The 12,626-nt window shown below is 65.1% G+C and carries 12 protein-coding genes and 1 tRNA gene; 3 read left to right on the top strand and 10 right to left on the bottom strand.

Annotated elements, in window-relative coordinates; translation table 11 throughout:
• Positions 1-13: 13 nt before the first annotated feature.
• The 10 genes from pqqA to E4Z66_RS12430 all read right to left on the bottom strand — a co-directional run bounded on the left by pqqA (position 14) and on the right by E4Z66_RS12430 (position 9,857).
• Positions 14-115, bottom strand: a complete 102-nt coding sequence (gene pqqA, locus E4Z66_RS12475) for a pyrroloquinoline quinone precursor peptide PqqA (protein WP_136463353.1) — start codon at positions 113-115, stop codon at positions 14-16.
• 172 nt (positions 116-287) lie between these two features.
• The gene (locus E4Z66_RS12470) at positions 288-551 is read right to left on the bottom strand and encodes a winged helix-turn-helix transcriptional regulator (RefSeq protein WP_168797792.1); all 264 of its coding nucleotides are present in this window, start codon (positions 549-551) and stop codon (positions 288-290) included.
• Positions 544-2,271: a SulP family inorganic anion transporter gene (locus E4Z66_RS12465; RefSeq protein ID WP_136463351.1), complete on the bottom strand. Its 1,728-nt coding sequence runs from the start codon at positions 2,269-2,271 to the stop codon at positions 544-546. The genes E4Z66_RS12470 and E4Z66_RS12465 overlap by 8 nt, the downstream gene beginning before the upstream one ends.
• Before the next feature lie 76 nt (positions 2,272-2,347).
• Complete coding sequence (locus E4Z66_RS12460; RefSeq protein ID WP_246036009.1) at positions 2,348-2,587, bottom strand: helix-turn-helix domain-containing protein; 240 nt, start codon at positions 2,585-2,587, stop codon at positions 2,348-2,350.
• A 136-nt stretch (positions 2,588-2,723) separates the two neighbouring features.
• Positions 2,724-3,878 carry an acetylornithine deacetylase gene (gene argE / locus E4Z66_RS12455; RefSeq protein ID WP_136463349.1) on the bottom strand — a complete coding sequence of 385 codons (1,155 nt, stop codon included), beginning with the start codon at positions 3,876-3,878 and terminating at the stop codon, positions 2,724-2,726.
• Positions 3,875-5,059 carry a M24 family metallopeptidase gene (locus tag E4Z66_RS12450; RefSeq protein ID WP_136463348.1) on the bottom strand — a complete coding sequence of 395 codons (1,185 nt, stop codon included), beginning with the start codon at positions 5,057-5,059 and terminating at the stop codon, positions 3,875-3,877. The genes argE and E4Z66_RS12450 overlap by 4 nt, the downstream gene beginning before the upstream one ends.
• A 257-nt stretch (positions 5,060-5,316) precedes the next feature.
• Entirely contained in the window at positions 5,317-6,402 is a 1,086-nt protein-coding gene (locus E4Z66_RS12445; RefSeq protein WP_136463347.1) for a methylglyoxal synthase, read from the bottom strand.
• 128 nt (positions 6,403-6,530) lie between these two features.
• A complete protein-coding gene (locus E4Z66_RS12440; protein ID WP_136463346.1) occupies positions 6,531-6,854 on the bottom strand; it encodes a DUF4387 domain-containing protein in 324 nt (107 codons plus the stop codon).
• On the bottom strand, positions 6,851-8,230 hold the full coding sequence (locus E4Z66_RS12435; RefSeq protein WP_136463345.1) for an acyclic terpene utilization AtuA family protein: 1,380 nt from the start codon (positions 8,228-8,230) through the stop codon (positions 6,851-6,853). The genes E4Z66_RS12440 and E4Z66_RS12435 overlap by 4 nt, the downstream gene beginning before the upstream one ends.
• Positions 8,223-9,857: an acyl-CoA dehydrogenase family protein gene (locus E4Z66_RS12430; RefSeq protein WP_136463344.1), complete on the bottom strand. Its 1,635-nt coding sequence runs from the start codon at positions 9,855-9,857 to the stop codon at positions 8,223-8,225. Before E4Z66_RS12430 ends, E4Z66_RS12435 begins: the two co-directional genes overlap by 8 nt.
• A gap of 194 nt (positions 9,858-10,051) precedes the next feature.
• Here E4Z66_RS12430 and E4Z66_RS12425 point away from each other — a divergent pair, with 194 nt between their 5' ends.
• The 3 genes from E4Z66_RS12425 (at position 10,052) to E4Z66_RS12415 (ending at position 12,519) form a co-directional block, all read left to right on the top strand.
• The gene (locus tag E4Z66_RS12425; RefSeq protein WP_136463343.1) at positions 10,052-11,797 is read left to right on the top strand and encodes an ATP-binding protein; all 1,746 of its coding nucleotides are present in this window, start codon (positions 10,052-10,054) and stop codon (positions 11,795-11,797) included.
• A gap of 206 nt (positions 11,798-12,003) precedes the next feature.
• Positions 12,004-12,327, top strand: a complete 324-nt coding sequence (gene hmuQ, locus E4Z66_RS12420) for a heme-degrading protein HmuQ (RefSeq protein WP_136463342.1) — start codon at positions 12,004-12,006, stop codon at positions 12,325-12,327.
• Positions 12,328-12,445: 118 nt separating this feature from the next.
• Positions 12,446-12,519: transfer RNA gene (locus tag E4Z66_RS12415), tRNA-Gly, on the top strand.
• The last annotated feature ends 107 nt before the right edge of the window (positions 12,520-12,626 follow it).

Below are 12,626 nucleotides of genomic sequence, written 5' to 3'. Positions count from 1 at the left end.
GGCTGGTCGGAGATCAGATTTCGTCGCCGCGGCGCTCGTCGTCTTCGCCGGGGCCGTACATGTTGATTTCCATGCCGCACTTGATTTCGCGCGCCTTGGGTTTGCTCCAGGCCATGGGGTATCCTCCTCACAAAGATTGTCCCGGCAGGATAGCAGTTCGCGTACTCCGGGCAAACTCATACTTTGGTGGCCCCCCCCTTGGGCAGCGGCGTGCCGCCCGGCGGGGCGGCCGCGCGACCACGGCGGGCAGGCCGCGCGGAAGGTGCTGGCAGGCCCGGTTATGCGGCCTAGGGTTTCTGATCGCGGGCCGTGCCGCTGCGGCGTTCCCAGATCCGTGTGCAGGCGACGCGCTCGGCCGGGCGCACCAGCCCGTCACGTTCCATCCGGCGCAGAAGATGCAGTATCCCGCTATCGCTCATCCCCAGCGCGTCGCGCAGTTCCGCTTGGGTGCGCGGGCGCTCCAGCGCCTTGAGCACAAAGCGTTGGCGCGCTTCGGCGGGCGCGCGCCGTCGATAGGCGGGGCGGTGGGTGTTGCGGCCAGTGTCAGGCATGAAGCGCGCCCCCGCTCGGTTCCGCCGCACCGCGCAGCTGTGCCACCGCCGCATCCACCGTGGCCGCGTAACGGACCGATGGCGGCGCGAGACCGTGGGTGCCAAGCACGCGCTGTACCTCTGCGCTGCCCCCCGTCAGCCAAAGCGCGACGCCCTGTTTATGCGCCTTGCGCGCAAGCCCTTCGATCATGTTCGCCCCGGTCGAATCGAGGAATGGCACGGATGAGAAATCGACGATCAGCGCCTTATGCGTGTCCTGAATGCGATCCAGCACCGACCCGATCGACGCGGTTGCGCCAAAGAACAGCGCGCCGGTAATCCAGTAGATCACCACATCGGGGTTCTGGGCCTGCACCTCGTCGTAAGTGCCGCGCGGATCGGCGGTGTCGGGCCTGTCCCGGCCCACCAGGGCGCTGTCCGTGACGACATCGGTGGTCCGGCTCATACGGTGGATGAACAGGACCGAGCCAAGGGCAAAGCCGACCACGATGGCCTCGATCAGGTCACGGAACACGGTCAGAAAGAACGTGGCGGCCAGGACGGTCACTTCGCCCCAGCCCGACCGGACCAGCACCGCGATGGCCGGGAATTCGATCATGTTCCACGCGACCACGGCCAGCACCCCCGCCAGCGCGGCCAGCGGGATGTAAGAGGCCAGCGGCGCGGCGACCAGCATGAACAGCAGCAGGAACACGGCGTGCAACATGCCCGCCACAGGCCCATGCGCCCCGGCGCGCACATTGGTGGCGGTGCGTGCGATGGTGCCGGTCACGCAGAAACCGCCAAAGAGCGACGATCCGACATTGGCGACCCCTTGCGCCACCAGTTCGCAATTGGACCGGTGGCGGCGTCCGGTCATGCCATCGGCGACGACCGCGGACAAAAGCGATTCGATTGCGCCCAGCAGCGCGAAGGAGATCGCAGAAGGCAGAACCGCGGTGATCGCCTGCATCGACATATCGGGCAGATGCGGTGCCGGAAGCGACGAGGGGATGCCGCCGAACCGCGTGCCGATGGTTTGCACCGGCAGCGAGAGTGTCGCGGTCGCGGTGGCGGAAAGGGCGACGGCGATCAGCATCCCCGGCCAATGCGGACGCCAGCGCCGCAGGCCAAGGATCACGGCAATTGTCGCGGCAGAGATACCAAGCGCGGCGGGTGTCAGGCTGGCGCGCACGTCCCACAACGCGCCGAGTTTCTCCAGCAGTTCGCCCGGCTCCGCCGTAAGGGCCAGGCCAAAGATTTCCCGGATCTGGCTGGCAAAGATGATCACGGCGATCCCGGCGGTAAACCCCACCGTGACCGGGTAGGGGATGAATTTGACGAACGCGCCCAGCCGCAGAAATCCGGCCGCGGCCATCATCAGCCCGGACAGGAAGGTGGCAAGGATCAATCCATCCATCCCGTGCTGCGCAACGGTCGCCGCGACCAGCACGATGAACGCGCCTGCGGGGCCGCCGATCTGGAACCGCGATCCGCCCAGAAGCGAGACGAGGAACCCCCCGACAATCGCCGTGTAAAGCCCTTGTGCCGGTGTCGCGCCCGACGCAATGGCAATGGCCATCGATAGGGGCAGCGCGACAATGGCGACCGTCAGGCCCGCCACGGCATCCGCCTGCACATGCTGAAGGCCATAGCCTTCGCGCAGAACGGTCACGAGTTTCGGAGTGTAAAGCGCGACGACGTCTGGCGCGTCGCTGTGTCGGATCGTCTGGTCTTTCATCTTGGCCGCACCTTTGAAAAGGAAGCGGCGGGATCGTCGGCTTGGTGTCGGCGGTCGCCGTCGCGGGGGTGGTTCACTATCTCGGGGCAGACTCCTTGAGGCGCACGCCGCGTCCGCCTGCCGTACTGCTGGCCCCTTCCGCAATGAGATCGACCCCAGCCAGTTCAAGTGCGGCAACCACCTTTGTCAGGCTGTCGACGACGCCGCGCACATTGCCATGGCTCGCCTCCATCCGCTGAATCGTCGGCACGGACAGCCCCGCCAGTTCGGCAAGGGTCTTTTGGTCGATACCAAGAAGGGCACGCGCGGCACGCATTTGGGGTCCAGTAATCATCGCTTACATCAAGAATAGGATGGTCACTGGTTAATATACGTGAATTGATATGTCAAATATCAATCTGATGGTTTCAAAATAAGGCGTCGATACCCCGTGCGCGGCCCCGGTGGGCGTGTCAGAGCCGCTCTGCCAGCTGTTCCAACATGCGGACGCATTGATCGAGTTGCGCGATATCCAGAAACTCATCCGCCTTATGCGCCTGTTCGATGGACCCCGGCCCACAGACCACCACATCCATGCCCAGCGATTGGAAAATCCCGCCCTCTGTGCCGAAGGCGACCACGTCGCTGCCATTGGCCCCGGTCAGGTCGCGCACGATCTCGCGCGCTTCGTTCCTTGTGGCGGGGGACAGGCCATCGACCTCGCCAATCACATCGGTGGTGATCGCGGCATCGGGCCAGACGCGGCGCATCTCGGGCAGCAGCGTACCTTGGACGAAAGCGCGCATTTCCTCGCGGACAAACGCCCCGTCGGATTGCTGGACCGGGCGCATTTCCCATTCGACCGCGGCGTGATCTGCAATGACGTTATGCGCCATGCCGCCATGCAGCGCGCCGATATTGATGGTGGTCCAGGGCGGATCGAACGGGCTGCCCTTGGGCGCGCGCGCGGCCAGTTCCGGGCGCAGTTCCATCAGCCGCGTGACATAGCGCACGGCATACTCCACAGCGTTGACGCCCTTGTCTGGTTCCGACCCGTGCCCGGCCAGACCGGCAAAGCGCGCGGTATATTCGCAGCAGCCCTTGTGCCCGTCGATGATCCGCATCTGCGTCGGCTCGCCGATGATGGCGGCGGCGGGTCGGATGCCGCGCGCTTGCAGCGTATCCGCCAAAGCCTGCGCGCCAAGGCAGCCCACTTCCTCATCATAGGTAAAGGCGAAATGCAGCGGACGGTTGCGCACCTGCGGGGCCAGCACCGGTGCCATGGCGACACAAGCGGCGATGAAGCCCTTCATATCGCAGGTGCCGCGCCCAAACAGCCGGTCGTCGCGCCGGATCATCTCGAACGGATCGTGGGTCCAGTCCTGTTCGGCCACAGGCACCACATCCGTATGCCCCGACAGAACGATCCCGCCCGGCACATCCGGCCCGATCGTGGCGAACAGGTTGGCCTTCTGCCCGGTCTCGTCGTGAAACAGATCGACCCGCGCCCCCGCCGCCTCCAGCCAGCCCGCCAGATTGTCGATCATCGCCAGGTTGCTGTCGGCGGAAACGGTCGGAAAGGCGATCAATTCCTGCAGCAGGGCAATCGTATCGTCGAGCTTGCTCATGGCTTGACGAACAGCTTGCGCTCAAGATTGCAGATCGTCTCGGCCGCGCCGTCCTCGCGGATCAGGATCGTCTCCGTCGTCTCCAGCCCCCATGTGTCCATCCAGAGCGCGGGCATGAAGTGGAACACCATGCCGGGGCGCAGAACGGTCTCGTCCTCGGGCCGGATGGAGGCCGTGCGCTCCCCCCAGTCGGGCGGATAGGACAGCCCGACCGGATAGCCGCACCGCCCCTCACGCGCGATCCCGTGGGATTTCAGAACACCGTAGAAGGCATTGGCGATATCGCAGGTCCGGTTGCCCGCGCGCGCCGCATCCAGCCCCGCTTCGATGCCCTCGATCTGCGCCGCCTCGGCCCGGCGCATCTCGTCCGGCGGCGTGCCCAGATACACAGTCCGGCACAGCGGCGCATGATAGCGGCGGTAACAGCCCGACAACTCGAAGAACGTCGCCTCGCCGCGGCGCATCTCCGCCCCGTTCCACGTCAAATGCGCAGCGGTGGCATCCAGCCCCGACGGGGTGAGCGGGACAATTGCCGGATAATCGCCCCAATCCTCCTCCACCCCGGTGATCCCGGCATGATAGATCTCGGCCACCAACTCATTCTTGCGCAGCCCCGGCGCAGCCTTGTCGATGGCCTGCCGCACGATCTTCTCGGAAATCCGACCGGCGCGCCGGATGAAATCCAGCTCTTCGTCCGATTTGATCAGACGCTGCCAGTTGACCAAACCCGTCGCATCCACCACCCGCGCCAAAGGCAGGTTCCGCAGCAACACCTCATGCGCCTTGGCGGAATAATAGTAATTCTCCATCTCGACGCCGATCCGTGAACTCTCCAGCCCCAGATCCCGGATATGCAAGGCAAGATTCTCCATCGGATGCCGCACCGTGGATTGCACATAGTGATCGGCATAGCCCCGGATGTGGTCCGCCCCCATCCATACGGTCCGCCCGGCACCCACCGCATCCATGTTGCGGCCCCACCAGACAGGATCGCCCGAACGCGGCAGGATGACCCCCTGATGCACATAGAACGACCACCCGTCATAGCCGGTCAGCCACGCCTGATTGGACGGATCGGTGACGAAAATCGCATCCAGATCCGCCGCCTCCATCGCCGCCCGCACCAGATCGAGACGGCGGGAATATTCAGCAGTGCTGAACGGCGCTTGGGCATAGGTCATGTCAGTCTCCTTGCGGGGGGCATCCATTCCCCGGATGCGGTGGGCGAATTGCCGGGAATGAGGCGCATAATCTCCCAAGGCGTCAAGAGCCCGCCGCGCGCCAATACCGCAATGGCCCCAACGCGCCGGGCCACCCGCTCAGAAAGCCCGCCACACGGCGCCGCGAAACGCCCCCAGCTTCATTGTTCCAAAAATACTCCGGGGGTCCGGGGGCAGCGCCCCCGATCAGCCCCGATCAGTTCCCGGTCAAGCCTCGATCAGGCCCTGGGTCCATCCCCGCGCAGCGGCAATGTTCCGGCCACCAGATCGGCGGCGGATGGGCTCAGCGCCACGGGCGTATCGTGCAACATGGCAAGCCGGGTCAGCGCCTGCAAATCCACATCGCCGCCATGGGGCAGGGTGGGGTCGGCAAAGAAGATCACCGCGTCAAGCTCTCCGGTCGCGATCAAGGCGCCCATCTGCTGATCGCCGCCGCGGCCTCCGCGTTGCAACCGGTGCACGTGAAGTTCGGGCGCCAGCGCGCGAATGACCTGCCCGGTGCCGCCGGTACAGATCAGCCGGTGCCCGCCCAGAACCGCGCGGTGGCGCGTGACCCAGGCGCGTAGCTGCGCCTTGCGCGTATCATGTGCCGCCAGCGCGATGCGGCGCGGCGCGGTAGAACCAGACCGCGCCTCGGAGGTGATCGCCAGAATGGCACGCACCTGCGCCGCGAACCCGCTTGCCTCGGCGGGGAACGCCCCGGCCAGCGCCGCGGTGCCCACCGTAAAGCCCGCCGCCCCGGCGATGGCGCAGTCCCGCACCCGCTGGGCGCTGTCGATGCTGCCTGCCATGATCACGGGCTTGTCCACCGCCGCGCAGACCTGCCCCATCAGACCGGGCACATCGCCGTCAAAGCGATAGGCCAACAGGTCCAGCCCGTGCACATGTTCCAGATCGGCCAGCTTGCGAGCCGACAGGGCGATATCCTCTGCCGGGCCTTCCAGCACGCTTGGATGCCCGGTAATGCGCCCCGGAAACGGGTAGTATCGCAGCGGGTGGTGCCGCGTCAGGCGCGTGACCTCTTCGGCGCGCGTGCCGCCCAGAAGGCAGTCCACATCCAGTTCGATGGCCGCGCGGGCCGAGGCGATCTCGCTCTGCGCATCAAGGCTGACAACCTCCAGATAGGACCGCCCGCCTGCTGCGCGGATCGCATCGGCCAAGCCTTTGAGATCCGCCAACGGCAGCCCCACATCCTTGAACCCGATATGGCGCACGCCGCCTTCCAGCGCCTCGTCCAGCCGCGCGCGGGCATCCGGAATGGTGCGGTCGTTTTCGGTCAGCATCAGGATGAAGTCGAAAGCCAAGGATCACATCTCCGTCTGTGGCACGGGGTTGGGCCGCGCGGTGCACCGCACCCTGTTCTGCGCCTGTGTGCGACTGGGCGCGACGCGTCCACTGTGCGGCAGTTTGCGCCATACGTAAATGCGGCGCGTTACGGCCAATCCGGATCAAGCGGCAGCGACAGCAGCGGCGCGTGTTGCTGCGCGCCATAGATATCCGTATCGCCCACCGCGCCAGAGGGCAGGGGCCGGCGGATCGTGGCCTTGATCGCATGGGCCGGCGGGAAGGCGATGATGCTGAGCACGTCCTGCGGGGACAGGCCATAAAGCCGCGCGATCAGGTCCGGGTTGATCAACGCACGCCCTACGGCGCGTTCGAAATCCGCCTGCGTCTTGAACAGGATATCGAAGGTAAGCGCATAAGGCCCGGCGTTCTTGGACCGGATGACGCTGGCGATGTCGGAAAGCTGTCTCATGCGGGGGCCTCCAGCCGGGACATCTCAAGGGGAAAGAGCGTGGCCGGGTCGGCCCCGTGCAGCAGGTGATAAAGGCTGAACTCATAGACCGCGCCCGCCTTGAAATCCGAGGGCGAGTAGGGAAAGGCCAGATTGCCAGCAGTCGAGACACGGCCGGGATAGCCGAAATGCAGCAGCGTGGCGCGGGCAAAGCCGCAGATCGTGTCGGCCTGATCCTGCGACGGGGCGACCGCTTCGATGACGATGCCGACCTCGTGGGCCGGCTGGTGGCGCAAGGGTTCCAGCGCGCCCATCACCGCGTCGCGCCCATAGACCTTGAACAACAGCTGCGCCGCACCGTCCTGCATGTCGGCAAAGTTGTCGGCCACGCGGTCGCGCACGCCTTGCAGGATGTCGTCCAGCCCGGCGATGAAATCGGGCGACCGCGCCCCGGCGATGGAAACGGTGCGGAACCCGGTGCGCCGCGCGCCTTCCAGCTTCACGATATGTTCCTGTGCCGGGATGAACGTCGTGCCCGTGACCCGCACCTTTCGCGCACCGCGCTGTTCGAACTGCGTGGCGGTAAGGTCCAGCGCGCCGCCGGGGCCGGGCAGGTGGAACGGGTCCGATTTCTCATAAAGCGTATGGGCCGCGACCGACGCGACGGTGCAGGCGCGCTCTGGTGCTGTCGGCTCGACCGTGAACCCCTCTGCGTCCAGCGTGCCGATCATGCAGTCCGACCCGCTGCCGGGCTGCGCTGCGATGGCGGCACATTCGAGGATCTTGCCCATATGCAGGGCGAGCCCGGGCGGATAGCCGCGCCGGATCGGCTCTGCCGCAAAGACCGACGGATCGTAGCAGCGCCCGGCCACGATCACCCGTGCCCCGGCGTCAAGCGCCGCGATCAGGGGCGCCTCGCCCATCTGCGCGACGATGTGGCTGGAGCTGTCGATCAGATCCGCCTGCGCCTCGGGGCCGGGGGGCAGGGCGGTGATCTGCCCCGCCGCCAAAGCCTGCGACAGCAGCGCCTTGTCCATATCCGCCCCGATCACGGCGAGCGCCCCTGTCAGTTTCTCTTCGGCTGCGATCTCGCGGATGATCTGCGTACACCAGTCCAGATGGGGTCGCGCCCCGGCCCCGCCCGCGCTGCCGATCAGCACGGGAATGTCGCGCGCACGGCCCGCCGTCAGAATATGGCGCAGATCCCGTTTGACCGCGCTGCGGTCGGTGAAGGACAGCCCCGCGCCAAGGTAGAAAGGGCCGGGATCGGTAGAGCCCGCATCCACAGCAATCACATCCGGCTTCATCGCCAAGCCCGCCTCGAACGAGGCGCTTGGAAAGCCGTAACCCAGGATCGCCGTTGGCGACAGAACGCGGAAGGGCGGCAGATCAGCCATGGGCACCCTCGGCAAAGCAATGGTCCAGAACGTGACGCGCGCTGCCTTGTGCGATGGCCCCGCGTGTCAGACCGCGACTGGCGCCAAGGCGGGTTGCCGTGAATGCCTCTGCCACCGTCGCGGGGGCGGAGCGCATCAGCGCGGCGGCAGACAGCAGCAGGCCGGTCTGTTCCACGAACCAGCGCGCCTCGGCCTCTGCCACGCCTTTGTCCCAGCGGGCGCGGTAGTCGGCCAGCGCAGCGTCGAAGGTCGCATCCAGTCCCATCGCCCCATCCAGCCGGTTCCGCAGCGCGTCCGCCGCCGCCGGATCGCGGTGCAGGCTGCGCAGTGCGTCAAGGCAGATCACATTGCCTGAGCCTTCCCAGATGCCGTTCAGCGGCGCTTCGCGGTAGAGCATCGGCATCGGCGTGTCTTCGATATAGCCCATGCCGCCCATCACCTCCATCGCCTCTACCGTGACCAGTGGGCAAAGCTTGTTGGCAAGGTATTTGGCCACGGCGACGCCGATCCGGGCAAAGGCTTGATCCTCGGGGCGGTCGCTGCCGAAATGGCGCGCCACGTCCAGACCCAGCGCCAGCGATCCGGCCCAGTCCAGCGACAGGTCCGCCAGAACGGCCTGCATCAGCGGCTGGTCGATCAGCCGTTTCTGGAACACGCTGCGATGCGTGACCCAGTGATGCGCCTCGCGCAGGGCTGCGCGCATCAGCCCCGCCGGGGCCATCGCGGTATCGAGCCGCGTGTGATGCACCATCTCGACGATCGTGCGCACCCCGTCGCCCGGCGCACCGACCGCATAGGCAAGCGCATCGACATATTCGATTTCGGAGGACGCGTTGGAGCGATTGCCCAGCTTGTCCTTGAGCCGTTGCAGGCGAATGCCGTTGCGCGCGCCGTCCAGCCAGCGCGGCACCAGAAAGCAGGTCAGCCCTTCGGAGGTCTGCGCCAGCGTCAGAAACCCATCCGACATGGGGGCAGAGCAGAACCATTTGTGGCCGGTCAAACGCCAGGCCGCGCCATCGGGCACCGCCATGGTCGTGTTGGCGCGCACATCCGAGCCGCCCTGCTTTTCGGTCATCGCCATGCCAAGGGTCAGCCCGCGCTTCTGCGCGGCGGGCCGGACGGAGGGATCGTATTCATGCGACACCAGCCCCGCCGCCCAATGCGGATCAAGACCTTCTGCGCGCCGAATGACCGGCACCGCAGCATAGGTCATGGCCAGCGGGCAGCTATGGCCCGGTTCGACCTGATTGGCCATGTAGACCATGCAGGCGTGCTGCGCATGGGCGTTCTGCGCGCCTTCCCATGGCAGGGCGGCATATCCCGCGCCGACGGATATTTCGAGGAACCGGTGATAGGCGGGGTGAAACGCGACCTCGTCCAGACGCCGCCCGCCGGTATCGAACAGGCGCAGCTCGGGCAGGTGACGGTTCGCATCGCGCGCGGCGGCCTGCATCTCTGCCCGGCCCATCTGCGCCCCATAGCGGCCAAGGGCCTCGTCCTGCGCTGCGCTGCCCCGCAGGATTTGCCGCGCCACCGGGTCGTCCTGCCACAGGTTGCGATCTCCGGGCGCCGGGGGCTGGTTCGTCACCTCATGCGTGCCCAGAATGGAATTCGGTTGCGGCGTCATGTGCTGTCCTCCCGTCGCGGCGCTGCATAGTATCCGAGCGTAGATTGGCACAGCTTTCCGCCTCTTGGTGGAAAACGTCGCGGAACGGTATTGGCAGACGGCGACGAATTGGTATGATCTTCAAACTTCAATTTACGATATTTTTCCGCGCCGTCGGTCCCGGTGCTCATGTGAGACAATAAAGGTTTGGCGATGTGCGACCCATAACGGACCACACAGAATGCCGTCTGGAGCAGATCGCATCTATCGCAGAGGCGGAACCGCTTGGCAGCCAGCGGTTTTATGCACATGCCGGGTTGATCATCCTTGGCGCCGTCATCGGGGGCGGGGCGTTTCAGATCCTATGGCCCACTGTGCTGTGCGTCATCTATGCGGTGGTGCTGTTTGCGGAAAAATATGTATCCCGCGAGGTGGTCCGCCGACGGGATGCCACGAAATACTGGCATGTATTGGGCCTGCTATTCGGGCGGGCGATCCTGTTCAACGTGATCATCGTGACGACCTGGATGCAAAGCGGCGACGTCTTCAAGATGGCGGCGCTGGCCCTGGTCGTCGGCGGCACGATCAACATCATGGTCTATCACGCGACATATCCGCTGATCATGGCGGTTGTGGTCGCGCCGATCTGGCTGGGCTATGCGATCATCTGCGTGAGCTTTGCCCTGGAGCATGGGCAGTCGGCGGAATCGATCGCGACGGTGATGATTTTTCTGTGCATCACGCCATATTTCTACCTGTCGCTGCGTATGTCGCAGGAAAGGTGGAACAACTTCCGCGAGACGCGCGCGGCGCTCAGCCAGTCTCAGAAGATTGACCTGATGGGCCGCGTGGCAGGTGGCGTGTCGCATGATTTCAACAACATTCTCAGTGTCGTATCGGGCAGTTTGCAGCTTCTGGAAACCACCACGGATGAGGATGAGCGCAAGCGGCTGATCTCCATCGCGCTGAAGGCGGCCGAGAATGGCGCGCAGTTGAACAAGCACATGCTGGCGCTGGGCAAGCGATCGACCTTGGTGCCGAAACCGATCAACCTGTGGTCCGCCGTGGTGGAATTCGGCGATTTCGCGCAGCGGGTTCTGCCCGAGAACATCGACCTGAGCCTGCGGCCCGCCAATCAGGACGTGCAGGTGCTGGTCGATCCGGGGATGCTGCAATCGGCCTTGCTGAACCTTGCGCTCAACGCCAAGGACGCGATGCCCGACGGCGGCAAGCTGACCGTGACCTGCGGCCTCAACGCGCATTCCGATCACAAGGATCAGCGCGGGCCACATGCCTTCGTCGCGGTGGCCGATACCGGTCATGGTATCCCGCCGGAATTGACCGACAAGGTGATGGAGCCGTTCTTTACCACCCGTGCCGTGGGCGGCGGATCGGGGTTGGGCCTGCCGATGGTCAAAGGCTTTGCAGAGCAATCGAACGGGTTCCTGCAACTCGAGTCCAGCGTCGGGCAGGGGACAACGGTGACGATCTACCTGCCGCTGACGAACGCGCGCGCACAAACCCCGGTGCCGCAACCGAAACCGACGGCAGAGACCGCCAGCGCCAAGGGCAAGCTCCTGATCGTCGAAGACAACCTGCAATTGCTGGGGATTTTGCGCACGAAGCTGACGATGGATGGCTATGACGTGGTCGCTTGTGAGAACGGCGAGGCGGCCGCGCAGGTGATTGCCGGGCGCACCGACTTCGATCTGGTGCTGTGTGACATGGTCATGCCGGGCGATGTGCAGGGGCTGGATTTCCTGCGCATTGTCAAACAGACCAGCGAGAATACCCGGTTTATCCTGATGTCCGGCTATGCGCCGGTGAATTCCGATGATGATCGCGACCTGCTGAGTGAAGTCGATCTGTTCATGGAAAAACCCCTGAACCTCACCCGCTTGGAAGATGCCATCTCTGGTCTGTTGCAGGGCCGGGTCAAGCGGCCGGAACCTGCGCAATAGATCAGCGCGGCCCCCGGCAGCGTTCGGATCGGGATCAGCGATGACATTCTGTCGCGCGCCCACGGCGGCGATTTGCGCGTTTCGCATTTGCGGCCGCCGCGAACCCGCTACATTCTGCGCAACGAAGATCAGCCCTGGGCGGCTGGTCCTTGAAGGTTGGCCGCAGGACAACTGGCCCGATGCCGCACTGACAGAAAGGACACATCATGTACCTTGCCATGAACCGTTTCATCGTAGCGCAAGACAATGCCGCCGCGTTCGAGGAGCTTTGGCTGAACCGCGAAAGCCGCCTGAACGAGATGGACGGCTTTCGCGCCTTCCATATGCTCAAAGGTCCCGAAACAGAGGGCAAGATCCTCTACGCATCCCATACCGTGTGGGAATCCGAGGCCCATTTTTTGGAATGGACGCGGTCGCAGCAGTTCCGCGACGCGCATGCCAAGGCCGGACAGAAACGCAAATTGCACGAAGGCGCGCCGGTCTTTGAGGGGTTCACATCGATCCAGTCGGTGGCCGCGACCCCTGCCTGACCCGGTGTGCAAGTGCCGTGCCGAACCACGGGGCGGGGTGATGGAAACGTGCGCGGCGGCGGGCCGACATCCTGCTTGACCGACCCGCAGCAATGACATATCCACCCACCCAGATTGAGCGGGCGTTGTGTAGTGGTAAGACCTTAGCCTTCCAAGCTAATGACGCGGGTTCGATTCCCGCCGCCCGCTCCAGACCTTTTCCCGGCCTCCCCCTGATACTCTGCCAGACCCACGCCGATTGACGCGCGCGATACATGCCGCGTGATGCTTTGCGGCCTGTCAGTGGCGCTATGACGCAT

Origin of the sequence: Aliishimia ponticola, assembly GCF_004803475.1 — a bacterium.
In the GTDB taxonomy this organism is placed as follows: domain Bacteria; phylum Pseudomonadota; class Alphaproteobacteria; order Rhodobacterales; family Rhodobacteraceae; genus Aliishimia; species Aliishimia ponticola.
This window is presented reverse-complemented; position numbering and strand designations above follow the sequence as displayed.

What these genes read in the sequence shown, in the direction of transcription:
- hmuQ (WP_136463342.1), top strand. Translation starts at nt 12,004, where the DNA reads ATGTACCTTGCCATGAACCGTTTCATCGTAGCGCAAGACAATGCCGCC.
- pqqA (WP_136463353.1), bottom strand. Translation starts at nt 115, where the DNA reads ATGGCCTGGAGCAAACCCAAGGCGCGCGAAATCAAGTGCGGCATGGAA.
- E4Z66_RS12470 (WP_168797792.1), bottom strand. Translation starts at nt 551, where the DNA reads ATGCCTGACACTGGCCGCAACACCCACCGCCCCGCCTATCGACGGCGC.
- E4Z66_RS12450 (WP_136463348.1), bottom strand. Translation starts at nt 5,059, where the DNA reads ATGACCTATGCCCAAGCGCCGTTCAGCACTGCTGAATATTCCCGCCGT.
- E4Z66_RS12465 (WP_136463351.1), bottom strand. Translation starts at nt 2,271, where the DNA reads ATGAAAGACCAGACGATCCGACACAGCGACGCGCCAGACGTCGTCGCG.
- E4Z66_RS12460 (WP_246036009.1), bottom strand. Translation starts at nt 2,587, where the DNA reads ATGCGTGCCGCGCGTGCCCTTCTTGGTATCGACCAAAAGACCCTTGCC.
- E4Z66_RS12440 (WP_136463346.1), bottom strand. Translation starts at nt 6,854, where the DNA reads ATGAGACAGCTTTCCGACATCGCCAGCGTCATCCGGTCCAAGAACGCC.
- argE (WP_136463349.1), bottom strand. Translation starts at nt 3,878, where the DNA reads ATGAGCAAGCTCGACGATACGATTGCCCTGCTGCAGGAATTGATCGCC.
- E4Z66_RS12435 (WP_136463345.1), bottom strand. Translation starts at nt 8,230, where the DNA reads ATGGCTGATCTGCCGCCCTTCCGCGTTCTGTCGCCAACGGCGATCCTG.
- E4Z66_RS12430 (WP_136463344.1), bottom strand. Translation starts at nt 9,857, where the DNA reads ATGACGCCGCAACCGAATTCCATTCTGGGCACGCATGAGGTGACGAAC.